Genomic DNA, 25,420 nt, shown 5'->3' with positions numbered 1-25,420 from the left:
CGATGCTCCTTTCTAACCATTACGACTACGAGCAGGAAATGGACGACTTGAATTTCATTTTCGATGAAGCCAGCGAAGCGCAAAAAGACCTTGTGATTATAGTGTATTAAGTTAAGCCATCAAAATCATGCTAAAGTTATTGGAGAAATATTACAATATACTATACTATTGCGAGTATAATTTGTTATTCTTTATATTCAAAAGACTTTTGAATCCTTTCTATTGGATAAGCATCCCAAAATGGAACAACAAGTACATGAAATGTATTGTATCAAGAATAGAGAAACAAGAAGTTAGTGAAATTCATGGAGGAGTAAATATACTCATTGATTCAAGGGCGATATTTGCCATAAGTTGCACCAGTTTTTGGTTGCTCTGTATGGTATTGATTGTAGGCGGTAAGGTCTTAAAGATGTTAGGCATAGGCGTTCCAATTGCCATTTTTGAGTACAAGTTCATTCTTTTATTATTGCTTATATTCTTGATTTTCTATCTATGCTATATAAATGAATTATTTGTATTCAAGAACGATAAGTACAGGAAGTATTTCGCCAAGTTCGAGAAGGAGAAAAAGTATCTGCTCTACTACGGCATCTATGTCGTTTCTCTGATAGTCCAGTTCGCGACTTTCTATCTGTTGCTTATAGAAATAGTGGTATAATGCTTGCCATAAACACAATATTTCCCTACCTTCGTAGGCTAAAAACATAAACCCCTTACGCTTATGATAACAAACCGGGAAGAAGTGCTGGAGAATGCCTTGCGGGTGTTCGCCAAGATGAACTACGAGAAGGCAAGTCTGGTGACTATCGCCAAAGCCTGCGGGCTGTCCAAGTGGGGGCTGATTTATTACTACTCCTTCAAGCAAGACCTGTTCGTGGCGGTGGTGGACAAATACATCTTCGCCACACAAGACCCTGCCAACAAGTTCAATTTTCAGGGCGGCACGCTGCTGGAGTTCATCGACCACCACGTGGAGAGCGTGGAAAAGACCATGCGCCGCATCGTGGGCTTGCTCGACGACGGGAACAACCCGCAGGGATGCAGCTACAACTTCTACTACTTCCACCTGCTGATGCAAGTGCGGCAGTATTACCCCGATGCCGGGGCGAAGTTCGCCGCCCTGTTCGAGAAAGACCGGAAGCTGTGGCGCGACATTATCGAGCGGGCGAAGTCGTCGGGCGAAATCCGCGCGGAGGTGGACACGGAGGAAACCGCCGCCATGTTCCGCGAGGTATTCTACGGCTTGTCTTTCGAGCAGGCTTTCCTCTCCGGGCTGGACACGGGGGAACTCTCCCGCAAGCTCCGTTTCATCTATTCGCTGATTAAAGCCTGACCCGTTCAGGCTTTTTTTATGTCCTCCGGCATCCTTTTCCTCCCTCCCGAAAATTCTTTCGCTACTTTTCCAAACCGTTTGGTTTGTTTCTTCGATTCTTTTCGTACCTTTGGGGGCATGAAGCAAAATTCGATGACATGGACAAGGCTCAGAGGCAAAGAGGAAGCATCGTTCTTCACAAGGAAGAAAAGGATGGTGTGGATTATGTCCGGATAGAGTATGCAGGAAACGGGGCAATCCCCCTGCTGCTCGCCCAGGATACAGGCGTGGAAATGACCGGCAAGGATTCCGCTTGCATGGCGGCTGCAGTTTTCAAGCTGTCGGATTTCTACGACCGCTATTCTCCCCATGCCTACATTGATTACAGCCAGGTATATGTGCGGCATCCCAGACCCAAGAGGGAATACACGCTGCCGGAAGGCTATCTGGAACTGCTGGAACAGAAACGCTACAGCCCATCCACCATAAAGACCTACCGGGCTTATTTCAGCGACTTCGTGGAGTACCACAAAGGGCGCAACATCGACCGCCTGAAAGTGGCGGACATCAACAGGTACATTCTTTATCTTGTAAACGAAAAGAAAATTTCTGTTTCACAGCAGAATATGCGCATCAACGCCATCAAGTTCTACTACGAGCAGGTGAAAGGCGGGAAACGGCAGTATTACGGCGGCATCACACGAGCCAAAGAATACAAGACCGTCCCGGAAGTATTGAGCAAGAACGAGATAAAACGCATCCTCGACCAACTGTCTAACATCAAGCATCACTGCATGATTTCCTTGGTTTATTCAGCCGGATTGCGGCGTAGTGAATTGCTGAACCTCACACCAAAAGACATCAACAGCGAAATGATGTCCGTGCGTATCATGGGCAAGGGCAAGAAATGCCGCTACTCGCTGCTTTCGCCCAAGCTGCTGGAAGAGCTGCGGCGGTACTTCCGTGAATACCGACCGAAGAAATGGCTGTTTGAGGGCGAAACGCCCGGAGAACCATACTCAGCAAGCGCATTGGTGAAAGTGCTGAAAGAAGCCGCACAACGTGCGGGCATCAAGCACCGAGTGCATGTACACATGCTCCGCCACTCGTTTGCCACCCACCTTTTGGAACAAGGGACAGACTTGCACACGATACAGGAACTGTTGGGACACAACGACATAAAGACTACAGCCATATATCTTCATACATCGAATGCACACAAAGCTAAAATCCCAAATCCGCTTGATTCGCTGGATGATTCGTAGGGTGCGGCTATTAGAGATTAGGAAACACACCTGCCAGGTGTCGGTTATCGAAATATCCTATACCTACAGGTGTATATATAAACAAATTAGTAGCGAACTGAAAACAAAATAAGAATATGGAAGAAATAATAAAGAAATATGTAGATGAATGTTTGGGCTTTGTGCAAGAGCATAGAGAATACCTTATGTATGTTTCTTCTTATGAAGAACCCATAGAGTCTGAAATGCGGGATTCACTGGATAATGCCATACTTCAAGGAAAATCAGTCAAGATATATGTTACCCAACCGGAACATACAAATTATATGGTGGACATTATTACAGAAAAAGACCATGTATGGAAAGCGATAGATAATCAAATTTCAGACGAGGATATTTCTCAATTAGAGAGTATTTTGAATATTATTCTTCCGCTTTCATATAAGACTTATCTGAAATACAAGCACTTTTATGAAATATTTTGGGATTTAGATGTTTGTCTATATCCAAAGCCTATCCATTCATGGAATAAAATCCTGATTGAAAATAACAAGGAACTGCAAGAGGAAATTCTTGATAAAGGGTATTTTGCGATAGGTCGATATTCTGATTATGGTGTGATAGCTCTTAAATTGACAGACAATGAGAATAAAGAAGGTGAAGTTGTACTCTTTGATTACGAAACACCTGAAAAGGAAGTATTAGCACCTAATTTTGTAGAATTTCTTAATCAGATATTGCAAAATCCCAAACCTGTTCTTCAAGAATTAAAAGGTTGGGAGAAAAAAATGTACAAAATGGAATGACGCTACTAACAAGGAAAGATAACCCCTGAACGGAGTTCCTTTCCAAACCATTACAGACAACTTAATACAGAAATATATGGAATATATACCGGATTATCTAAAACCATTCATCATACACAAAGATTATTTTCCTGAGTTGATAGAAGATTCATGGTTTAATAATCCTGTGTATTGGAAAGGTCGGTTAATATCACCACAACATGAAACTAAATTCAGACTTTATTTTTGTGGTGAATTAACTGATAATTACATGGCAAACAAGCAAAATTTCCCTTTGGCAATATATGCGTATTCAGTAAATTCAGGAGAAAAGATTACTCTTTTCGATGAAAGGTATAATGGATATGAAGCATTACTAATAGAGGATAAGAGAGAACGACCATTATCTCATGAAATTCAGTTTGTAGATAAAGACGCTGAAACTGAATTTGAAATTATCATTCTTGGATGCAGTAATACCGATTTTGATGATGAATACCCAACCACCCAACAAGTGCAACTAATCAATGGCGACTGGGTAAACAAAGAGTATCTAAAATGTAATGCTTTTGATTTCATTTCCATACTTATTCGCAATGCCAAAGGTCAGGTATATACGATATTGGAAATGGAATTAAGTTAATAAAATAGTCTGTAACAAGGTCGAGATAACAGCTTAACGCTGTTCCTCACCAAACCATTAACGATAATAATTATGAATATAGAAGAACTTTATATTTGGCGATATGGGAAAGATAAACTGCCTAAAGGATTATTGGAGTACGGCAAATCTGATGTCTGTGATACTTACGATGAAGGTAAAAGGCAGAAATTCCAAGACCACGGGCAATGGATGTGGAAAAACAAGGATGGATGGAGAGAAAATTTACCTCCTGTCTTATACCTCGTATGCAACAAAAAACCGGGAATTCTGCAATTTGATTTTCTTGATAAATACAGCATAAAACTCAAAATCGTATCGGAAGAGTTTTTGTCTTTACTTCAAGAAAATGGGTTCGTTGATAAATATGATATTGCTACCGTCAAGGTAGTAAACAAGAAAAACGAATCTCTAACGGATAAAAAATACTATGCTTTACGTATAAATCATTTTGACAATGATTCTTTCCATTTAGGAAAAGGCATAACATTTCAAAATGATGTAGAGAAAAAATTAGGAATTAGTTTTACAGTATATCCTGATATGAAACTGAAAGACAATTCCATCAAACAGAATTTCTTTGTTTTGAATAGCATAGAATATGGAGATGGAATAATATTCCGAGAGAGAGTTTTGGATAAGGTGTTGAATCTGTATAAACCTGAAATTTACAAATTATCAGACTACTCCAAACTATGGATAAATAAAGGCTTTTATCCATATGGGAATGAGTTTATGATTGTGAAATAAAATCGTTAACAAGGTCGAGATAACAGCTAAACGCTGTTGCTCACCAAACCATTAATAATAAATGAGTTCGTAAAAAAGATTCACATAAAATGGAAAGAATAAAAACAATAGCATTTAGAGGTGGCAACGATTTAATTGCCAATTTACAGCTATGTATTGACCGGATTAGTTATACGATTCCTGATGTCATGAATCGTATATCAGGTCAATATAATGTTAGATGTGTGTTTGAAAAGGTTGAAGACCAATTAACCTTTAATGATTCCATTTTAGGCGAACTAATAAATCAAACTTATTTAGGGAAAGTCTATATAAATGACAAGTCAGATATACGATTGCTTTCTCCTAATAGTGGTTTGTCTGAACATAAAATAGATTTTAGCTTACAAGGAGAATTTAATATAGGTGTTAAGATTTTTAAGGACAAGCCTGTTCACACCTTGCCCGCTATTGATGTTCTTCCAATACCTGTTGAAATTATCACTATTTACTTCTATTTTTCAGAAATGAAACTAAATGAAAATTTGGTTTACTCTATATCTGACAAATACTTTGATTCTTATGATTATCTCGGCTTCATTCTTGTGGACTTAGCAAAAATGGAAGAAATAATAACTCGAAAATATGGCAATCGGAAGTTGGACTTAATAGACGAATTTTCCAATACAGAGCTAATCGATGAACTGTTCAGCCAAGAAATAATCATGATAACTTGGGGTATTCAGCCCTATTCTTATCCGATTTACAGTTCTGAAAATGTTGATTCTATCCGTCCTTTATTGGGGCGAGAGTATAAGCAAGAGGGTCGCTTTTACATCAAGGAAGACATAAGAGAGTTGAGTTTAATTCCGGGCTACGAATTAAGGAAGTGGCCGGAATTTACACAAAAAGAATGGACTAAAATATCATTGAATGGCAAAGGAAAAATAGCACACTTAACTCCTTATATCCTTGAAGATTCTGAATTTGAAACAGTATTAGTTTCATTTCTAATTCATAGAAGCGAGGGGTGCTTAAAAGAAAGTATTCCTCTGCTAAATGTGAATCTTTTATACGAATAACATTGTAATTATTATTAACAAGCCAAGATAGCTGCTGAACGCAGCTCCTTGTCAAGCCATTACCGACAACGAATAAAGTTATAGACATGAAGCATATGCAAATGATAATAGCAATAGTGTGCATACTTTATGTAACCGCAAGTTGTACAACGCACAAGGTTACATATAGAGAACGGTTTGAAGAAGCAAAAGGATATGCCCTTTATGCTTGTATTGCATACATGAATAAGTTTATTGATAGTACATCAGTTATCAACAAAGATTATTCCGGCGAATATTTTGTTCAATTAAGCAGCTTATCGCCGGAAGAAATCATTACAATTAAGAATTATGTAGATAAAGAATGTATGAATTACTGGAGTGTATCTCAAAATTCAGAAGGTAATATGATTGCATATTCATCATGGAAATTCTATAAGTCCAAAGAATTAGATAACTTTATTCGTAAGACATTAAGAAAAAATACCGGTAACGACGAAAGATAGCATCTGACGATGCTCCTTTCTGTCCATTATCGTCAATATGCATAAAATATGAAAGATGAAATACAACAATATATAGACAACAACATTGTTGAAAATCCAAATATTAACTTAAGCAAGTTGTCTGTATTAACACAACCTGACGAACTACACTACCTCGCAAGTGTTGTGAATTGGGATATTCACATACCAATATTAGAATGGATTGTGAAGCAAGCTATATGTAGCGAAGCCACTGCTTTAATGATTTTTTGGCAGGCACAACCGCAAGACTTTACTGTTTATAGGTGGAATGAAACCCAAATAAAAGAGGACATCACTGTGTTCCACCTTATAAAGATTATCATCATCAACTATACTAATGGATTTTATCTTAAAACAGATATACATTACAATCCGGCAAACGACAAAAAGGATATTTTTGTTATTCCCAATTTTATGTATAAAGACGTTAAAGGAGAAGAACCATATAGTATTTATGATGAACAGGACGTGAAGTCTTGGTTTGGCGAATATCTGAATAAGCAGATAAATTCTTGTTCATCAACTATGGATTTATATGGTATAGCTTGCAATCTTCCCATTCTTGGAAATATAGATACAGTCTTTCATATTTTAAGGCATCCATTATGTGATAAAGGTATAGCTTTTATGTTGTTTTGGCGATTTGAGCCTATTGTCAGTGAAGATATTCTCAAACGATTTATTTCAGAAATCTGCCAAAAGAATTATCCCGAAATAATTGAATACAAACATGATTGGAATAATTCAAAAGCTATGTGGAATATTCCTGAAATAATGATGAAACCTGTATAATATGACGATAACAAGCACCTGTGCCGCCTAACGGCAGCAAGCTGCATCCCATTACCAACTAAAATATATAAATCATGAATAGAGAAACATTATTTGAAAGCTTTTATACAAAAGCAGAAAAAGCGATTAAGAAAATGGGGAAACAAAACATCAAAGATATCTATGCTATTTCCTTTTGGAAAGATAATCTTGAAGACGACCCCCGATGTCCTGTTATTACAATAGGCTATAACACTTTAACTCAAGTGGAAGTAGCAAAAAGGAATGCCAGTAGTTTAATGGAAGCCAAATGGAATTATGCTTTTTGGCTACAAAACGAAGTGGGTACTATTGGCGGCAATGATAAGAATCTCCGTTTGTATTTTAAAGAAGCCAATTTATTCTATACTCAACAAGAGTATTCGAGAGCCGAAAAAAATGGAGAAGAAAATAAGTTGGATGAACAAGACGACCAAATGCAGTTGGTCTTTATGGATATTATCATTTCTGTTATTCAAGAACTTCATAAAAGAGGTGTCATAAAAGAACAATTAGGTAAAGAAGTCCCTGTCATTGTTCACGAATTGGAATATTACGACTTACCTATTATGTGGACTACAAGAAGTAATCCGAAATCATTGATTGATGAGTTCTTGAAATCTTATAATGATGGATGTTTATAAAAAGTTGGTAACAAGTGAATGAGCTGCCCTAACGGTCTGCTATTCACAACCCATTAGTCACAACTTGCAATAACTTATAAATGATAACAGTATGAACAAAGACATTATAGTAGCAGAGGATGAAGATGTTAAAATCATCTTTCATTTCAAAGTGTTTTGCGAACTATTGAAAGAGTGCATATCTATATATGGAAATACTACCATAGAGAATGCACAACAAGTGGTTAAAGACTTTCAGCCTTTACAACAACCTATAAACACTACTGATGATATTGTTTTCTTTTCTCACGAAAACATTTATCATTGGGCAATGCTTGCTCTATATGGTGAAACGTATTGGTTTACACATCCTGAATGTGAAAAACTTCCCGATAGTTATGAAAAATGGATAGAAAGCGCTTTAGCCCAATATTCTTTGGATGACTGTTATGAATTTATAAGCAAGAATAATAATGTGACTAACAAAGCGTGATAACGCCTAACTGCGTTCCCCGCTTAGCCATTAGTAATAACTTGATAAACATAAACGAAGTATGAATGTAAATGAGATTATTTCTAAAATCAACAAAATGAATCTTCAATCCGAAGAAGATTTGCAAGAGGTAGAATCTGTTTTAACTGAAATGGATGATGCTTTAATTGAGCCTTTATTTAGATTGCTTGAAAGGTATCCACATTTTAACTTTGGCAATCCCGGGCGTATAATCCATTATTTGGAAAAATTTGATAATAATACTTATGCTCCTTTGTTATATGCTTCTATTCGTAGAGTGCCTACTGAATATAATATATGGATGCTTAACAGATTCTTAAACTCTCTTGACACTTCCGAAAAATCAGAAGGTATAGTGATTTTAGAAGAAACATTGAAGAAAGATATTGATGAAGGACTAAGAGAATGGGTAAATGAATGTTTGGATGAACAGAAAGAGGAATGAATTATTACTAACGAGCCAAGTTAGCTGCTAACGCAACTCCTTGTCAAACCATTAGTGATAACAGCATAATTTACAAATTCAAAATATAGGTATATGATTGTATGTGCAATAACTATTATACTCATAGCGATTTTACTCTCGTTATTCTTGTTTAGGGAAAAAAAGTGCAGTATCGGAAAGAAAATAATATTGATAGTATGCTTTTCGATAGGCATGTATATTTTGTTCAGTATCATTATGCTGCTATATTTCTTCTTAGGTGATTTCTCCGCAGAAGAATTATGGTAAAAATATCACTAACAATGCAGGGTAACGGCAAGCCGTTCCCTGCTGAACCATTAGATACAATTATATATGAATATACCTACTGCAATAAAGGAAATACTTGTTCATAACCATTGGGATGAATTTAACTTTCAAATGATGTCGGATTGTTACGCTGATAAGTTGAAACAATCCTATTCAAAGTTTGATTATCCTTTGAATGACGGTATTATAAGCAAGATTGCTCTATTCTATAACATGAAATTAGAACTGAACCAATCTAATATTCTTTATTTTGATGTCAAGAAAATAAAGAAATACAGCCCGGAAGCTATGCAGAAAGTGGCTGTGAAGTTAAAGGTCAATAAGGTTATCTATTTAGCAGACATTCATCCCGGTTATTTGACTGTATGGTTAGATGAACGAGAACAAGTGTGGGCTGATTATGATAATCTTGTTTATTATTATGGCAGTGATATATTCAGTGGTGTTCAAAATATTATATCGGGCAATGTCCTTGAAACCATAAATTTAGTATCTAACAACGAAAGATAGCATCTGACGATGCTCCTTTCTAACCATTAGCTACCATGCAAATTTGAATTAAAATGAGAAAGTATAAGTACACCAAAGAAACATTGGATGTCGCACTGGAAGAATTACAATCTGAAAGTGTAGTGCAACGAAAGAAATGTGTAAAATTTATATCTATGGCATCTCGTAGCGAGTTGTTCGGAAAGACATGTGACACATTAAGTGTGCAAACGTGGTTTTTATCTCCGGATAACCGAGAAAAGTTAATTCGGGTTTTACATCAAGAAACCGAAGAAAAGTTACTTTGGGAGTATTTACTAATATTGCTTATGGTGTGTGAAAGATATATAGATCACGTCTGTTATGACAAAGATTTTGCAAAAGAATCCTCTTGTGTTGAATTTAAGCAACGAGCTTATGAGATTGCAAAACAATATGCACATCATTCAAGTGCGATAGTCCGTCAAATGTCAGGTTCTATAATGGGATATATGGGGGATAATGATGTATGGGACATATTCTGTAATGTAATGTCAAAGAAAAGAGATCGGCTTACTATAAGTCACATTACATTGGGGATAAGAAGGTATTGCACCAGAGTTGCTAATGGTGACAATCTTTTCTTTGGTGGTACTATGACAGAAAATCAACGAATGGATATTCTAAACAGTTTGCGTTTAGTCTATCAGAAATCCTCAAACAAAAGTATTAAAGGAATGTGTTTGAGAACTATTGAAGAATTGGAAAATACAAAAGAGATAGCTAACAAAGCGTGATAACACCTAACGGTGTTTCCCGCCAAACCATTAATAGTAATATGAGTATGACAAAAATAGAATTGAACCCCTTAAAGGGAATACATATCGCAGAAGTTGGAACAATAGAATTTGGAATGACAGCTAACGAAGTAAAAGAGGTTTTAGGACAACCAGAACAAGAAGATGATTTCCAATTATTCTATTATTCTGAAGAACTTCGTTTGGATTTCAATTCTCAAAAATGTTTAGAGTTTATTGAAATTATATCAGGTCCATATCCCAAAGCTATTAAGCCAATATTATATGCTGTCAATCCTTTTGAGTTATTGGCAAATGAATTAGTGGATTTGCTGATACAAAAGAACGGCTCTGATATTGACTATTCAGAAGCTCCCGAATGTTATGCTTTCAGAAATATTTCTGTTGGCATATTCCGAGAGGTTTCAGAAGAAACGATACGACAAAGCATAAAGGAAGCTAAGGAAAATGGAACATATGAAGATGAAAAGATATGGCTTTTAGATGATTTGGAGAAAAGTAAACATTTTTGGACTATCGGCATAGGTCTGAAAGACTACTATAAGTAATTTACTATTAACAAGCCGGGATAACGGACTAACGCCGTTCCCCGCCAAGCCATTATAAACCCCTAAAAAACAAACGCCAATGAGCATTTTTTTGAAAGCGGTACAACGCATCAACCCGTTAGAACCGGACGAACCGAAGAAATGGTATCCCGTTCAGTACACCACCAAGATGGTGGACGAGAGCGAAGTGGCTATGCTGATAGCTGACGGGACGACTGACCCGTTTCCGTGAGTCGGGCAACTCAGCTCGGTGAGTCGGGCAACTCACGGAAACGAGTTGGGCAACTCGGAAAAGTGAGTTGGCGGAGGATTACAGGTAATAAACATTATCAATAATAAAAATAATAGAGCTATGTATGAAAATGTAAGCGAGCAGCGTAAGCAGGAGTTGAATATTTTGAAAGTATGGGCGGAATGTGCCGGAGATACTTATTACTATTCAATGCCTCAATCCAGATTTGATAAGAATATGGAAGGTTGTGAGGAGGAAGAATTTTTCAAAGCATATTCCCGCCAACGAAAAATAGGATTGGAAGAATTTGCCAACGAAATATTAAGCCAAATAGCATCAATCCAACATTCGGAAGAATTGCATTATCTATTGGATGGTTACAACTATGATAATGGAAACTGGACTGTTATGCAATGTTTAAGCAACCCATGTTGTGATATACGTACCGCAAGAATGGTTTATTGGCTCATGAGCCCGGACTACTATTATGCCCAATATGGAGACCTTGAGCATGTTCCCGAATCTGATATAAATATCAAGAACTCCAAAGTATTGAAATTCATTGAGGGAAAAGCTCTATCACAAGGCTTTGCGCATGGGCTATCCTCTGAATATGAAGATGCGGAAGTACCCAAAACTAATGAGTATATAGAGAAGATTCCTGATGCTTTATTCGCGGATGGGAACTGATAGCACATATTCCCGTAAGTTTAGTCCGTCCTTTTGTATATACATCCAAACTGGCTTAAACCTGTTTCCATCGGCAGCGAAGTATGTGCCCGGCGAAAAAGAGAAAGCGGCATTTCCTTTTCCGCCAGTTTTAAGGCTGGTGGCTCCGGTAGTTGGCGGAGGAAATGGCAGGATGCCGACAGCCTTTCTTCCCCTTCCGCCAACTCTTTCGCGACTTTTCCAAACCGTTCGGTTTGTTTTTCCGATTCTTTTCGTACCTTTGGGGGCATGGAGGTTAGGATATATGCCCGTATGGTATTATAAATATTAGCGAAAATTTCAGCAAAGATGAGATACAGAAAAGAGACAATAAGTCATTTCGCACGAAACAATTTGATGCGAGAAGGGAGAAAATACAGGTATTATTTTTTTGATTACCTGTATTATCGGTTATATGTGGTTTATCGAAAACATAATGAAGCTGCACGTCTCAGTGCTTGCCTCTTATTGGGCATGGTTTCTATGATAATATTTTTCTTTTTCAGTATCTTCTTTAACAAAGCACTGACAGATGATTGGTTTTCATTAAAGAACTTCACTCCCATTCAGATACAAAGTATATTTGTGGGTGTAGGTATATTGTGCTTTATCGCATTATTTTTGCGATATACTCGCAAAAGGACTGCCGCTATACTTTTGAAATACAAAGGTAACATGTGGAACAAGATAATCCCAGCATGGATGATATATTGTTCCCCTCTATTGGTGTTCTTGATAGGAATAGGTATATGCAAATTGATTTATAACTAAATATATATGATAAAAAAGATTCAAGTAATATTTCGCTAACAACGCAGGATAACGGGAAAACCGTTCCCTGCTGAACCATTACCGATAACGACTAAAGTTATAGATATGAAGCGTCTACAATTCATAACAATGGTGTGCATACTTTATGTAACCGCAAGTTGTACAACGCAAAAGCCTGTATATAGAGAACGGCTTGAAGAAGCAAAAGGATATGCCCTTTATGCTTGTATCGCACACATGAACAAGTTTGTTGATAGTACGTCAGTTATCAACAAAGATTATTCCGGCGAATATTTTGTTCAATTAAGCAGCTTATCGCCGGAAGAAATCATTACAATTAAGAATTATGTAGATAAAGAATGTATGAATTACTGGAGTGTATCTCAAAATCCAGAAGGTAATATGATTGCATATTCATCATGGAAATTCTATAAGTCCAAAGAATTAGATAACTTTATTCGTAAGACATTAAGAAAAAATACCGGTAACGACGAAAGATAGCATCTGACGATGCTCCTTTCTGTCCATTAATAATAATTGAGCACATGAAAACAGTTATATCATTACTCCTTTTATTGTTGTCCCTAATGCAAAGTTGCGAGTTTGTATATGAACGGCATCTTACAGGGAACTATTATTTGATAGCGGTAGATACCAAAGAAGATATGGATGTGTGTTATCACCGACAAAACGATAATGATGCGCCTTATATGGGAATAACCGGAGCGAGTGTTTACGCAGTGGGATATGACGATGATTTTATTCTGGTCAAGGCATATCGTGCTTTGAAGGACAGCATGGGCATATCCATGCAGCGTTATGACAAGAATACGACAGAATATTACATCATTCCCGTAAATAACACGCAAGAAGCATGGGAAGCGCAAGAAAACAAATTCGGGGCTTTCAGTAAAACGGATTTTGAAGTCAAACGGAAAGAACTGGGAGTGTCGGATGATATAACTTTTAAGGAGCTATAAATGTATTATTAACGAGAAAAGATAACGTCTTACGCCGTTCCTTGTCAAACGACCATTATAAACAGTAATGTAAAATATGAAACAGAAAATATACTATATCAGTATCTTTTTACTCTTTTGGTTTTGTGGAGCGGCTTATCCCCAAAATCACAAAGTGGATATTTTGCAGCAAGACCTTTCGAGCTTGTTTGACAATTCAAACATGATTGGCATATTAGGAGAAGATTGTAGCCGAATTGACATTCATATTACCGAAGTCCGGAAAATGAATAGTAGAGAATATGAGATAAAGGGTGTCAGTCGTACCCGACTATCCGTAATCTGTCCGTTTAGAGGAAAGGTTTGTATAGATAGCATTTCTTCCTGTTCTCAAATGATAAAAAGTGAATATACGGAAGTGGACGGTTTCATATACGGGCATTATTCGTTTGCGGAATACGGAGATAAACGATATAGCGGTACATTCTCCGGTTCATTCAAGCAAGAGTATCGGATGAGCGGACAACAAATAGAGAAAGGACGGAATGAAATAGCAGAACTGAAATTGAACTTATCTGAATATCGGGGCAAGTGGAAATCCGCAAGGGGACTGACAAAAGTCTGTTCTTGGGCAGATGAGATTATACCAGATACTCCTGCAAACTTTTGCCTGTTTAATGATGCAGGCGAATGGGTTGTATCACCGAAATATCGTAAGAATGGTTGGGAAAATCTATATAATGCCTATCACAATGAGCATCTGACAACGGACGAGATACAAAAGGCTCGTGAAGTGGAAGAACAGGAATGGTGGGTAAATAAAAGCCAATCATGTAAAATAAATTGAGTTTATAATAAAGCGTGATAACGCTTACAGCGTTCCCTGTTGAATTATTATCAAATCCAGCACACCGGATTGCATCCCGATTGCTATCCACTCCCGTAAGTTTAGTCCATCCTTTTGTATATACATCCAAACTGGCTTAAACCTGTTTCCATCGGCAGCGAAGTATGTGCCCGGCGAAAAAGAGAAAGCGGCATTTCCTTTTTCGCCAGTTTCAAGGCTGGTGGCTCCGGTGGTTGGCGGGGGAAATGGCAGGATGCCTACAGCCTTTCTTCCCCTTCCGCCAACTCTTTTGCGACTTTTCCAAACCATTCGGTTTGTTTCTCCGATTCTTTTCGTACCTTTGGGGGCATGGAGGTCAGGATATATGTCCCGCATGGCTCGGATTAGTGGAATGTCCGATTCCTGACAGGTGTTGTTATCAATACATTACCAACAATTGTTTTATGAATAAAGAAACAGAAATACTTATAGCAGCCATAACAAAAGCCGCAAGAATGGCTTTCCAAAAGTTGTTTAGCAATGGCGAACATTTTTATTATTGTGCGCTTCTGACGACAGGTGAAGGTTTTGCTCCTGTCATTTCTGCATGGTCGTGGGAAGCATTGGGCAGAGTAATACAATCAAACTCTGAAACATATGCACAAAGTATAAAATGGTCTTATGCAGATTCGCCATATTATGCTTTTGGCTACGACGAATATTTTAGTGATGTAAAACATCTCTTTGAACATCGGGCGAATATTGATAGTTTGAATGATGAAGATTGGGGAAAGGAGCTTGATGTCAGGCTAACTGCTATGGTGAAAGCAATGTCAATCTTGGACAAAGAAGGACTTTTTGCACAAAATCAATCACGCAAGAGTATTTTGATAAATGTAGAATTAATGCCGCCTGATGCTTCAAATGTGCAGAGAGCTTTGGAGCTAAACAACTCTGAAGATATTGAAGAATATCTTCAAGAAGCTGCTGAAAGTGAATAATAAAGTTGGTAACAAAGCGTGATAACGCTTAACAGCGTTCCCCGCTTAGCCATTAGCATCAACATAACTAAAAACAATAAAATATGAAAGCGACTGAAATAATTTTTGACGAAAATCTTGAAATGTATGTGTCATTAAAAGATTTAGGTAATGAGGTTTATATCACATTGTCAGATAGTTTGTTTGCATCAGAAGAAGAACTGACAGATGAATATAAAGAAAAGATTGCCTCATTTGTCAATAACCTGTCAGAATGGTATAGTCTGGCTTGTAGTTCGGTTATAGCATGGGCTAAAGATACCTATAAAATTGAAGCATGTATGCAGGATATTGAATTGACACATATTTTCGTCTTGTTTGAACAGAACGCAGAGGAATTGTTTGGACTGGAATTTAGAGTTGAATTTGATATTGAGCATGGTTGTGGCATTAAGATAAGGATTAATGATGGCAAATATGATATTGTTGAAGTTGGAACGGGAGATGTCGCTTTCTGCTGATAGTTAAATATGATGCTAACAACGCAGGATAACGGACAAGCCGTTTCCCGCTAAACCATTATCGATAATAATAAAAACAAAGAAAGTATGAACGAACGATATGCCAAATGTATTCCATTCGATAAGAATGTAAAAGGCAGGATTGGTGGTAATCCTCCTAAATGTATAGAAGAACAAATCTCCTGCGATTATAAATTCTATGCAACATTAGTACATCCTGAAAAGGAGAATACTATGCTTTCCATCTTGATTCATCAAGACTATAACACTCTTATAGACAATAATATATATCCTTCAATAGCAGTAAAAATAGTAGAGCATGAATTTTCTGAAATTGGTAATTGTGTAGAAAGACGAAACGCTAATTTAAGAATGTGTTCTATTAGTGAATATTCAGAAGATAAGGATAGTGAAAATATACTTGTAAAAATAGGTGGTACCCCTTCTTTGATTCAAGATGAAGAATTCTATTATAAAGAATTAGAGCAACAGGGCTTTTCTTTTTTCTTGTCAATAGACGAGGATGGTTATAATGATGATGTTCTCATTGGCAGTTATCCTTTCGGATATGGAGCATTATACCTGTATAAGCATCATATAACCAATGAAATAATCGCAGGATTTTGGCAATGTTCGTAAAAAATCGGTAACAAGCACCTGTACCGCCTAACGGCGGCAAGCTGCAACCCATTATAAACAATTTGAGATTAACATTATGAACTGGTATATCTATTGGTATTTTACAATCAAGTATTTTTTCTGGGGATTACTTGGATATGGGCGAGCCGGAAATTACATCGGCGGATTGTTTTTCTATTTTCCATTTATCGCATTGATAATGCTGCTGATAGCACCATTTCATTTTATTAATGAGAACAAAATCGTTGTTTATATATGTGTTTCTCTTTTATTTATGTTTATAAATGAAATTGTATTTTGGGAAGACACAAAAAGATACCGAAGGTGGGACAATCACTACAGGAATAACAGCAACAACAAGAAAAGTTGGTTTTTTGTTGCTATTTCTGTAATAGGTACAATAAGCTGGTTTATCCTTCCGTTTCTGCTTAAAGATTATTATATCCATAGATAAATTAAGTTTATAACAAAATCGAGATGGCAACTAAATACATTGTTCTCACATACACAAAAAAACAGCGGAATGAAAGATTTGATGGAGAAATACTATAATATGATTTATTATTGTGCATATAAAATACTATTCTATTTTTTGTACAGACTTTATTAATCCCTTTTATTGGCTTGGATTAAAGAAATGGAATAATAATTATATAAATCGTATTATATCAATTAGTAAAAAGATAGAGGCTGATGCGGCAGATAAAGGTATTAATACATGGATTTCAGTCTTGGCTATTATTTCTGTATATCGTATCAGCCTTTGGATAATTGCCGTTATATGTATTATCGGCATTCAGTTTTCAAGAATAAAAACTTTATTGATAACTGTATTAGAATCGGATTTTCTTTTTTTACTACTATGGGTAGTTCTCGGGGTATTAGTATATCGTATCAATAATCATCTCTTGTTCAAGAAGGACAAATACAGAAAGTATTTCAAGCAATTCGACAAAGAGAGAAAATATGTGCAATATTATGGTATCTATGTGATTTCCATAATTATACAGTTTGCAACGTTCTATATATTACTCAAAAGCTTATAAGACAACAATAATATGAATATAGTTCACAGAATATTAGAATACTTGTTTTACAAGATTCAAGTATTGACCCGATATATGGATACCAGTATGTATCTGAATACACATGTGCCATTTATCATGTCCACAATCCTGCTATTCTATTTAGTGGACGTCGCAGTTATATACTATTATATCATAATGGAATATTCACCGCAAAAGAATGCAGCTAATGTGTTTTTGATAGTCCTTGCCATTATGTTATCCTTATGGAGCAGCCTTTATTTTTATTATCGGTATAAACATAGGAATGAGAAGATTATGGAAAGAAAGGTGTATGAACACAGTTCCAATGTATGGGCATATCTTTTCATATTTACTCCTTTTATTGTATTATTAGGACTTGCATTATTCTTTTAATTCCATTGTTCATGTAAGGGTATAAAAACACAATATGCAGATTTTTAAAGGGCGATTCAACAACAAAATACCGCCCTTTGCTGACCATTCAAGAGATTATGAACTTAGGTACTAACAAGGAAAGATAACCTTTGAACGATATTCCTTTCCAAGCCATTAATCAGTATATACGATAAAACATTATGAAGATAGCTGAAATAAAAGTTGGACAACTGATTGCATGGGTAATATACTTACTTATGTTTGCCATTGTCTTGATAGAGCCAAACCAATTAATGAGCATAACTGAAGTTAATGATGGTCCGGGAGCTGCGGCGGACGGATTGATGGCATTGATTGGTTTTGTAGTAATCTGTGTATTGTTCGTATTCCTTGACCTTTCCTTCCACTTGTTTCTGCGTCATAATAAATTCAGATTGTCTGCCATTATGCTATTGCTATTCAATGGTATATATAAAACATGCGAGTATTATTTCATCTATTCAGGATATGAAGGCAGGTATCTAACCGAAAATACATACGAAAGTGTTCCTACGGCAGATGCCTTAGTGTTTTTTGCTGAGATAAACGGCATAATAGTATTGTATCTGGTTACGATGATACTGTTCAGTAAGCTTTTGGGATATTGGAGTCGAAGATAATTTGAAAAATATATTGGATATGGAACACCGGATTACATCATTATTGCTGCCCACTCCCGTAAGTTTAGTCCGTCCTTTTGTATATACATCCAAACTGGCTTAAACCTGTTTCCATCGGCAGCGAAGTATGTGCCCGGCGAAAAAGAGAAAGCGGCATTTCCTTTTTCGCCAGTTTCAAGGCTGGTGGCTCCGGTGGCAGGATGCCAACTGGGCAGCTATCATTCGGCTGCATTACTTACGTCTTGCAATTATTAAGGTGCATGTTCAGATGCCAGGCATACATTGCTGAACTTGTCGCTAGGTCATAATCCCCGTCAATCAGGATAAGTTATACCTTGCAACAGTCTTTTTTCTCATCCAGGCAGTTCTTTTACCACTTATACCAACCATTTGGTTTGTTTTTCGGATTCTTTTCGTAACTTTGAGGCGGTGAAATATAAGACACTAAATGAAGAAAGCATGAGATATTCTGTTTGCAATATATATGACTATTCAACGTAAGATACTATTCGGATATATTATTCTTTTGACGGTCATCACAAGTATGGTCGTTATTTTGGTGCATGAACGTATACGGGTAATGGAAATAAGAACCGAGGCAGAGGACATCCGCCATGTGCGCCGTAACATCAGTGCCATCCACCGGCACATTACCCAGCTTGCCCTGTTGGGGGAAGGTGTCATCAGTTGGAATGTGACGGATTACCGTCATTACCAAGAACAGCGCCTACATACCGACAGCCTACTGCAAACTCTGAAGCCCCATTGTACGACGTATGTACATCCGATGCAGATAGACACTCTTCGTTCCCTACTGGCGGACAAAGAAAACCACCTGCTACGCCTTATGGAAACAATGGAGCAACAAGGCACGGCGGATAGCCTCTTGATAAACCATCTGCCTGAAGTGGCAAGGCGGGCCACACATATCCGTACGGTGAAGCAGAAGAAAAGCGGATTGGCAGGGGTGTTCGGAGGCAAGAAGACTGTTCAGATACTTCCGTCCGCCAAAGAACTGCACCAGTTCAGCGACAGCCTGATAGCCTTGCAACAGCAACAGACGGCGGAAATGGATGCCTATGCCGACAGCCTAAGCACCCGCAACCGTATATTGAATATACAGCTCAATCGGTTGATAAACGATCTAGATATTCAGTCGCAGGCTGCATTTGCCGAAAAGGAACGGAAGATTGTAGAAGCGCAGAGCCTTTCCATACGTATGTTTTCCGTTGTTACAGTGTCTACCGTTGTCTTGCTCCTGATTTCATTTCTTGTCATCCGTTCCGATTTACGTAAAGAAGACAAGATAAAATCGAAACTGGAGCAGGTAATTTGTGAAAATGAAGAACTGCTTGAAATGCGAAAAAGAATCATCCTGACCGTTTCGCATGACATCCGTGGTCCACTCGGCAATATTCATAATTGTGCCGATTTGGCTTCAGATACACGGGACAAGAAGAAACGTGAAACCTATTTGGAAGATATCCGGCATTCCTGTCATCATATTCTTCATCTGACCAATGACCTGATGGATGCTTACAGGCTCAATGAGGCCGGTGATTTGCGTAACGACACACCTTTTCATCTTGAGCGTTTTCTACAGAGGATTTCGGAAGAATTTTCCCGAAAGGCAAATACCAAAGCTCTTATTTTTTATCCGGTGCTTGAAAATACAGCATTGACCGTAAAGGGAGATGCGGACAAGTTGGAACAGGTATTGGCCAACCTGCTGACCAATGCCATTAAATTCACATCATCCGGTTCCATCAGTTTTCATTCAAAATATTTCAGTGGAAAATTACAAATTGAAATCAGGGATACCGGCATCGGAATGGACAAGGAAACACTGAAAAAAGTGTTTGCCCCTTTTGAACGTGCCGCACAGAATGTCAACTCGGAAGGTTTCGGTCTGGGACTCTTTCTAACCAAGGGACTGGTCAAAGTCCTGGATGGAACAATGAATGTGGAAAGCAAACCAGGTAAAGGAAGCGTGTTCAGACTTGAATTTCCTTTACCCGAAACGAATGAACTATTGGATGAAGAACAACCGGATAGTAATCCGATAACCGTATTGCCGAAAAAAGTACTTGTCGTGGACGATGACCCGATACAATTAAAAATCGCAGAGGACATGCTTGGACGCAAGGGAATTGCCTGTACGACCTGTATGAATGTCAAGGAAGTTGTACTCGCTCTCGAGCAATCGGACTATGATATAGTGCTTACCGATGTGCAAATGCCCGAAAATGACGGGTTTGCCTTATTAAAGTTGCTCCGGAACTCAAATATTGGCAATTCGAGGACTGTTCCTGTCGCTGTCATGACGGCCCGTGGTGACGGGAACAGCGGGATTTATGAAAAGGAAGGTTTTTCCGGATGTCTTCATAAGCCATTCAATATTCATGGGCTTCTTAGTTTCTTATCATCCGTTATATCTCAAACAAGAACGACAAATGTCGGGTGTTTTGATTTTTCATATATCCTTGAAAATACGGATGACAGCGGACATATGCTTTCTCTTGTCATCAAGGAGTCGGAAAAAGAGTTGGAAGAACTGGAGGCAGCCATCAAGGCAAATGACCATGAAGACATGAGGAAAACCATACATCGGATGATGCCGGTATGGGAAATGCTTGGCAAAGGCTATATACTGCGTAAATTCCAAACAATACTACATGGTAAAGACAGTAAAGATGAAATTATCCATGAAAATGCTACACGGATTACAGAGATGCTCAGAAATTTGATGGAAGAAACAAGAAATGAATTGAAAAAACATGAAGATATTAATTGTTGAAGATAATATAATACTTTGTGGCATGATAGAGAAATGGTTGCAAAAAGCCGGTTATGAAGTGCTGACAGCAATAGATGAACCTGGGGCACGCAGTATTTTGAAAAAGAATGAAATCAGCCTGGTATTGGGTGATGTGCGCCTGCCTGAAGGTGATGGAATCAGCCTTCTGGAATGGATGGTGAAAAACGGTATGGAGGTTCCTTATATTGTCATGACGGATTATGCCTGTTTCCCGGATGCAGTCCGTGCCGTCAAACTCGGCGCAAAAGATTATCTGCCCAAACCTGTTTATCAGGAACAGTTGCTTGAACTGATGCACAGCCTGCTGAAACAGCCGGTCATTGTGCGCAAGGAACGCTCATTCGTAGAGCGTACAAGTGAAGCCGCCCGGAAGACCGCTTCGCTTGCCCGTCGTGTGTCTCCTTCAGATCTTTCGGTCATGATACTCGGTCCGAGCGGAAGTGGTAAGGAAGTGATAGCCCAAATGATCCATCGTTACAGTGACAGACGTAACAAGCCTTTTGTCGCCGTCAACTGCGGAAGTATCCCCAATGACTTGCAGGCTTCGGAATTTTTTGGTGCAGTCAAAGGTGCTTTTACAGGAGCTGTCACCAACAGGAAAGGACATTTTGAAACGGCTAATGGGGGAACCCTGTTTCTGGATGAGGTAGGCAACATGCCGTATTCCATGCAGGTTCTTCTCCTGCGTGTCCTGCAAGAGAAGGAGTTCAACCCTGTGGGAAGCGATGTCGTGAAACGGACAGATGTACGTATTATTTCAGCTACCAATGAAGATATGAAAAAGGCCGTATGTGAAGGACGTTTCCGTGAGGATCTGTATTATCGTCTGGCCGAACTGGAAATCGTACAGCCTTCGCTTGCCGAATGCAAGGAAGATATCCTTCCGCTCGCCGAGTTCTTCAGAAAGGAACATTCCGGAAGATTTCATGTTACGAATGAAGGCTTTGCGGAAGAGGCCAAAGAGTGTATGCTGTATTATGGTTGGCCGGGTAATGTGCGGGAATTGAGTGCGAGGATCAAACGTGCGGTACTTATAGCCGACGAAGCCTTGTTGGGAGCGGTTGATCTTGGACTGGACAATGTTGTTTGCCATAATAATCCGGAAATTTGTATCATTCAAGAAAAGGACAGAATATGCAATCTGCTGGATAAAAATCATGGCAATGTCAGCCGTACGGCTATAGAACTTGGTTGCAGCCGTACGGCCCTGTATAAGAAGATGAAAAAACTTGGATTGAAGTAGTTATTATATTTTCAAATGGTACACCAGTCTGCATATATCGTTGCGGAATGTCTTGGCGTCCCGCAGCGACCATTGTCCCAATTGTATTCTTCCGGTAATGTTTTTCCCACTTTTATATGATATTGGAAGCAAGTAAATAACCAGTTCGTCCACGAGCCGGTAAAGAAAAATTCCACCCGCATATTCCGCACTTTTTCCATCTTCTACTTTCATAAAGAAAGTGCAATTGTTTTTGTGCCTTTCTTTGGCATCCATCAAATCAAGCATCCCGTAATGCGGGTACATATTGAATATCGCCCGTTCTTCCCAATAAGGGAAGCCGTTCCGGTCAGTTCTGAGCCATTCCATCAGTTCCTCGTCCTTGTCCGGCAGGAATCCGTCCAATGTGACGGGCATGATAACCTGCATTTTTGCCATACCTCTATCTGTTAAAAGTAAAAAGCATGAAACCCATGCTCATTTCGAACAGAGGCTCTGACAAAGCCCAACACAGAAATTCGCATGGGCTCATGCTATAAGGTATAGCATAAGCCTCACGCAATAGCCTCTGTGTTATTGAATTTGTCAGATTCCTGTTCGAGACGTCTTGCGACTTATGTATATAATCGGCGGAAAACCTCCCGTAATCCACCGTTATGTTCTATTTCAACCTCAAAGGTAAGGAATGTTTTCTGTAAATCAAACCAATTCAGGATTTATTTCTCGTTCCGTATTCCGTTGGCTTTTCTTCTCTCCTCTTCCGCGCTCTCTATTCCCAACCGTTCACAGAGTTCAGGGTCGTTCTTGATACGTTCAATCTCCTCGTTGATTATGGCCTGGGCATCCGCTTTTATTTGGTCATAGTTGCGTTGTATCTGTAGGAGCATGATGTCATTTCCGTCATTATCCTTAAAAGAATTGATAACCGGAATTTTTTTGTAAGCCTTCTCTTCCGCACTTACTTTGGCATGGTCCACGATAATTTCCGCATGAAAAATCTTCTGGTCAATTTTCTCACCGAAATTGTCTGATACGGAACCGACAAACGTACCTTGTGAGAGATTGGAAATCTTTGATGCAGGAATCAGGGAATCCAGCTGGGTGTTGATCGATGTGGAGACATCCTGACGGTTGATGGATATTGACTGACGTTTTTGTAAAATCTTTCCGAAGCGTTCAGAAAGTGTCTTAGCTGTTTCACCTACCACCTGACCGCTGAATATGTTGCCGACTGTATTTTGAATTACCTTGCTTTCCTTTTCACCGTAGTCACGATTAAGCTGGCTGAAATCCTGAAAGCCCAGACAGACTGCCACTTTGTTGGAACGTGCCGTTGCAATCAAGTTGTCCAGTCCTCGGAAATAGATGGTAGGAAGCTCATCTATAATGACCGTGCTTTTAAGCTGTCCTTTCTTGTTTATCAGCTTGACGATTCTCGAATTATACAGTCCGAGCGCTGCGGAATAGATGTTCTGACGGTCCGGATTATTGCCCACACAAAGGATTTTAGGCTCCTTCGGATTATTGATGTCCAAAGAAAAATCATTACCTGTCATGACCCAGTACAGCTGTGGAGAAATCATTCTGGTAAGCGGAATTTTTGCAGAAGCTATCTGGCCTTGCAACTGATCTTGTGCCCCGCCTTTCCAGGCATCCATGAAAGGGGAGAGGTAATTCTCCAACTCAGGATAGGATGTCAGGATAGTAAACAAATCAGAGTAAGGTTTGTTCAGCAGTTCCACGGCATGAGGAAAACTGCAATAGATACCGTTTTTGTATATTTTCAGATACCAGATTATAGCTGCCAGCAGGATAATCGGAGACTCTACAAAGAAGTCACCCTGTTTTTCGATCCAGGTCTTATTCAAATTTAACATGATGGTATAGCTTGCTTCGTATGCGTCAGAGATGTCCGTCATGAACTCCGGATTGATGGGGTTGCAGCGGTGTGAACGGTGCGGATCATCAAAATTGATGACGTAAAAATGTGGCTTTACCTTGTATTTGTCCATATTGTGCAACAAGGTATTGTAGGCAATGGTAGAAAGGTCATCGAATTTATAATCATAGATATAGACACTGAAACCTTTGGAAATCATCTGTTTGATATAGTTGTTCACCACTGCGTATGATTTACCGGAGCCCGGTGTCCCCAATACGATGGTCGCACGGAAAGGATTGACCACGTTAATCCAGCCGTCATTGAGTTTGCCGCCGTATTGGAATCTGGTGGGCAGATTAACCGAATATTCATTCTCCATCAGCCTTGTTTCCTGCATGAAGGATTCGTTTTCCATATTGAACACATCCTCCATCAGGTTATGTCTGTAAAGCCTGCTGATCCACAGTCCCGCCATGAGCAGGCATAAATAACCGGCTGCGAGTGTCATCATATATAGGGCAGTAATCGCTTCGTGCGGAAAAGGCAGGTCAAGCAACCACCAGTTCATGAAAAAGAGAACCGCTCCGGCAGTGAGTACCGCCCATATACGCTGCCATGTTATCTTTTCACCCTTGACTCCGATAGTACCCATACAGGATATGGCTAGCAGAAGAACTGCCATCAGTTTTGTCCAAAGGATACAGCCGAATATACCGGTTGTCCTGTCAAAGTTCATCAGTATACGGTCTATGACATCCAGATTCAGATGCCAGGCACTCATACTGGGATAGCAGTACACATAAACGTGGACTACCAGAATAAAAATACTGACTGCCCTGCCGAATTCCATAATCTTGGCAAGGGCTCTCAAATCGTCTTCCTGTTGCATAATGATGTAGATGATTGTGGGGGGAATCCATTG

30 protein-coding genes and 1 pseudogene are annotated in these 25,420 nt (G+C 38.7%); 27 read left to right on the top strand and 4 right to left on the bottom strand.

Going from position 1 to position 25,420, the window contains the following annotated elements; all coding sequences use genetic code 11:
* Window positions 1–20: 20 nt before the first annotated feature.
* From BACSA_RS20935 to BACSA_RS15985, 18 genes and pseudogenes are all read left to right on the top strand, one after another.
* Window positions 21–110: pseudogene (locus BACSA_RS20935) on the top strand (DUF7691 family protein); the annotation flags it as partial.
* A 17-nt stretch (window positions 111–127) separates the two neighbouring features.
* Window positions 128–661 carry a hypothetical protein gene (locus tag BACSA_RS20880; protein ID WP_013619077.1) on the top strand — a complete coding sequence of 178 codons (534 nt, stop codon included), beginning with the start codon at window positions 128–130 and terminating at the stop codon, window positions 659–661.
* 63 nt (window positions 662–724) lie between these two features.
* The gene (locus BACSA_RS16060; protein WP_013619076.1) at window positions 725–1,336 is read left to right on the top strand and encodes a TetR/AcrR family transcriptional regulator; all 612 of its coding nucleotides are present in this window, start codon (window positions 725–727) and stop codon (window positions 1,334–1,336) included.
* A gap of 137 nt (window positions 1,337–1,473) precedes the next feature.
* Complete coding sequence (locus BACSA_RS16055) at window positions 1,474–2,580, top strand: tyrosine-type recombinase/integrase (protein WP_013619075.1); 1,107 nt, start codon at window positions 1,474–1,476, stop codon at window positions 2,578–2,580.
* 116 nt (window positions 2,581–2,696) lie between these two features.
* Window positions 2,697–3,365 carry an SMI1/KNR4 family protein gene (locus BACSA_RS16050; protein ID WP_013619074.1) on the top strand — a complete coding sequence of 223 codons (669 nt, stop codon included), beginning with the start codon at window positions 2,697–2,699 and terminating at the stop codon, window positions 3,363–3,365.
* A gap of 76 nt (window positions 3,366–3,441) precedes the next feature.
* Window positions 3,442–3,987 carry a hypothetical protein gene (locus BACSA_RS16045; RefSeq protein WP_013619073.1) on the top strand — a complete coding sequence of 182 codons (546 nt, stop codon included), beginning with the start codon at window positions 3,442–3,444 and terminating at the stop codon, window positions 3,985–3,987.
* Between the two features lie 72 nt (window positions 3,988–4,059).
* Window positions 4,060–4,755: an Imm43 family immunity protein gene (locus tag BACSA_RS16040; protein WP_013619072.1), complete on the top strand. Its 696-nt coding sequence runs from the start codon at window positions 4,060–4,062 to the stop codon at window positions 4,753–4,755.
* 89 nt (window positions 4,756–4,844) lie between these two features.
* Window positions 4,845–5,816, top strand: a complete 972-nt coding sequence (locus tag BACSA_RS16035; protein WP_013619071.1) for a hypothetical protein — start codon at window positions 4,845–4,847, stop codon at window positions 5,814–5,816.
* A 101-nt stretch (window positions 5,817–5,917) separates the two neighbouring features.
* Complete coding sequence (locus BACSA_RS16030) at window positions 5,918–6,301, top strand: hypothetical protein (RefSeq protein WP_245546555.1); 384 nt, start codon at window positions 5,918–5,920, stop codon at window positions 6,299–6,301.
* A gap of 48 nt (window positions 6,302–6,349) precedes the next feature.
* Window positions 6,350–7,114 carry a DUF4274 domain-containing protein gene (locus BACSA_RS16025; RefSeq protein ID WP_013619069.1) on the top strand — a complete coding sequence of 255 codons (765 nt, stop codon included), beginning with the start codon at window positions 6,350–6,352 and terminating at the stop codon, window positions 7,112–7,114.
* Window positions 7,115–7,188: 74 nt separating this feature from the next.
* Window positions 7,189–7,776 carry a hypothetical protein gene (locus BACSA_RS16020; protein ID WP_013619068.1) on the top strand — a complete coding sequence of 196 codons (588 nt, stop codon included), beginning with the start codon at window positions 7,189–7,191 and terminating at the stop codon, window positions 7,774–7,776.
* Window positions 7,777–7,867: 91 nt separating this feature from the next.
* The gene (locus BACSA_RS16015; RefSeq protein ID WP_013619067.1) at window positions 7,868–8,248 is read left to right on the top strand and encodes a hypothetical protein; all 381 of its coding nucleotides are present in this window, start codon (window positions 7,868–7,870) and stop codon (window positions 8,246–8,248) included.
* A gap of 61 nt (window positions 8,249–8,309) precedes the next feature.
* A complete protein-coding gene (locus BACSA_RS16010) occupies window positions 8,310–8,714 on the top strand; it encodes a hypothetical protein (RefSeq protein ID WP_013619066.1) in 405 nt (134 codons plus the stop codon).
* Window positions 8,715–9,068: 354 nt separating this feature from the next.
* Window positions 9,069–9,533, top strand: coding sequence for a hypothetical protein (locus BACSA_RS16000; protein ID WP_041584086.1), 465 nt, complete (start codon window positions 9,069–9,071; stop codon window positions 9,531–9,533).
* Between the two features lie 53 nt (window positions 9,534–9,586).
* Window positions 9,587–10,288 carry a hypothetical protein gene (locus tag BACSA_RS15995; RefSeq protein ID WP_013619063.1) on the top strand — a complete coding sequence of 234 codons (702 nt, stop codon included), beginning with the start codon at window positions 9,587–9,589 and terminating at the stop codon, window positions 10,286–10,288.
* A 47-nt stretch (window positions 10,289–10,335) separates the two neighbouring features.
* Entirely contained in the window at window positions 10,336–10,857 is a 522-nt protein-coding gene (locus BACSA_RS15990; protein WP_013619062.1) for a hypothetical protein, read from the top strand.
* A gap of 79 nt (window positions 10,858–10,936) precedes the next feature.
* Window positions 10,937–11,089: a hypothetical protein gene (locus BACSA_RS19520; RefSeq protein ID WP_013619061.1), complete on the top strand. Its 153-nt coding sequence runs from the start codon at window positions 10,937–10,939 to the stop codon at window positions 11,087–11,089.
* Between the two features lie 120 nt (window positions 11,090–11,209).
* Window positions 11,210–11,779: a DUF4274 domain-containing protein gene (locus BACSA_RS15985; RefSeq protein ID WP_013619060.1), complete on the top strand. Its 570-nt coding sequence runs from the start codon at window positions 11,210–11,212 to the stop codon at window positions 11,777–11,779.
* A gap of 20 nt (window positions 11,780–11,799) precedes the next feature.
* Here BACSA_RS15985 and BACSA_RS15980 read toward each other — a convergent pair whose 3' ends face one another.
* Entirely contained in the window at window positions 11,800–12,048 is a 249-nt protein-coding gene (locus tag BACSA_RS15980; RefSeq protein WP_041584085.1) for a hypothetical protein, read from the bottom strand.
* Window positions 12,049–12,673: 625 nt separating this feature from the next.
* Between BACSA_RS15980 and BACSA_RS15970 the strand changes: the two genes are divergently transcribed.
* From BACSA_RS15970 to BACSA_RS15960, 3 genes are all read left to right on the top strand, one after another.
* Window positions 12,674–13,069, top strand: a complete 396-nt coding sequence (locus tag BACSA_RS15970; protein WP_013619058.1) for a hypothetical protein — start codon at window positions 12,674–12,676, stop codon at window positions 13,067–13,069.
* Between the two features lie 44 nt (window positions 13,070–13,113).
* Window positions 13,114–13,548 (top strand): DUF3997 domain-containing protein, encoded by a 435-nt coding sequence (locus BACSA_RS15965; protein ID WP_013619057.1) that lies wholly within the window; start codon window positions 13,114–13,116, stop codon window positions 13,546–13,548.
* Window positions 13,549–13,624: 76 nt separating this feature from the next.
* Complete coding sequence (locus BACSA_RS15960; protein ID WP_013619056.1) at window positions 13,625–14,374, top strand: hypothetical protein; 750 nt, start codon at window positions 13,625–13,627, stop codon at window positions 14,372–14,374.
* 24 nt (window positions 14,375–14,398) lie between these two features.
* Here BACSA_RS15960 and BACSA_RS15955 read toward each other — a convergent pair whose 3' ends face one another.
* Entirely contained in the window at window positions 14,399–14,683 is a 285-nt protein-coding gene (locus BACSA_RS15955; protein ID WP_018712193.1) for a hypothetical protein, read from the bottom strand.
* A gap of 134 nt (window positions 14,684–14,817) precedes the next feature.
* Here BACSA_RS15955 and BACSA_RS15950 point away from each other — a divergent pair, with 134 nt between their 5' ends.
* The 6 genes from BACSA_RS15950 (at window position 14,818) to BACSA_RS15910 (ending at window position 22,637) form a co-directional block, all read left to right on the top strand.
* Window positions 14,818–15,354 carry a DUF4303 domain-containing protein gene (locus tag BACSA_RS15950; protein ID WP_013619055.1) on the top strand — a complete coding sequence of 179 codons (537 nt, stop codon included), beginning with the start codon at window positions 14,818–14,820 and terminating at the stop codon, window positions 15,352–15,354.
* A gap of 83 nt (window positions 15,355–15,437) precedes the next feature.
* Entirely contained in the window at window positions 15,438–15,854 is a 417-nt protein-coding gene (locus BACSA_RS15945) for a hypothetical protein (RefSeq protein ID WP_013619054.1), read from the top strand.
* A gap of 87 nt (window positions 15,855–15,941) precedes the next feature.
* Window positions 15,942–16,493 (top strand): hypothetical protein, encoded by a 552-nt coding sequence (locus tag BACSA_RS15940; RefSeq protein WP_013619053.1) that lies wholly within the window; start codon window positions 15,942–15,944, stop codon window positions 16,491–16,493.
* A 1,624-nt stretch (window positions 16,494–18,117) separates the two neighbouring features.
* A complete protein-coding gene (locus BACSA_RS15920; protein WP_013619049.1) occupies window positions 18,118–18,576 on the top strand; it encodes a hypothetical protein in 459 nt (152 codons plus the stop codon).
* Between the two features lie 484 nt (window positions 18,577–19,060).
* On the top strand, window positions 19,061–21,373 hold the full coding sequence (locus BACSA_RS15915; protein ID WP_013619048.1) for a hybrid sensor histidine kinase/response regulator: 2,313 nt from the start codon (window positions 19,061–19,063) through the stop codon (window positions 21,371–21,373).
* Window positions 21,354–22,637, top strand: a complete 1,284-nt coding sequence (locus BACSA_RS15910) for a sigma-54-dependent transcriptional regulator (RefSeq protein WP_013619047.1) — start codon at window positions 21,354–21,356, stop codon at window positions 22,635–22,637. Before BACSA_RS15915 ends, BACSA_RS15910 begins: the two co-directional genes overlap by 20 nt.
* A gap of 3 nt (window positions 22,638–22,640) precedes the next feature.
* On the opposite strand, the gene BACSA_RS15905 is transcribed toward BACSA_RS15910, so the two are convergent.
* Together BACSA_RS15905 and mobC are read right to left on the bottom strand one after the other, a co-directional pair.
* Complete coding sequence (locus BACSA_RS15905; protein ID WP_013619046.1) at window positions 22,641–23,054, bottom strand: hypothetical protein; 414 nt, start codon at window positions 23,052–23,054, stop codon at window positions 22,641–22,643.
* 278 nt (window positions 23,055–23,332) lie between these two features.
* The gene (gene mobC, locus BACSA_RS15900; protein ID WP_013619045.1) at window positions 23,333–25,387 is read right to left on the bottom strand and encodes a conjugal transfer protein MobC; all 2,055 of its coding nucleotides are present in this window, start codon (window positions 25,385–25,387) and stop codon (window positions 23,333–23,335) included.
* Window positions 25,388–25,420 lie beyond the last annotated feature (33 nt).

This window comes from Phocaeicola salanitronis DSM 18170 (genome assembly GCF_000190575.1).
GTDB classification, from domain to species: Bacteria; Bacteroidota; Bacteroidia; order Bacteroidales; family Bacteroidaceae; genus Phocaeicola; species Phocaeicola salanitronis.
This window is presented reverse-complemented; position numbering and strand designations above follow the sequence as displayed.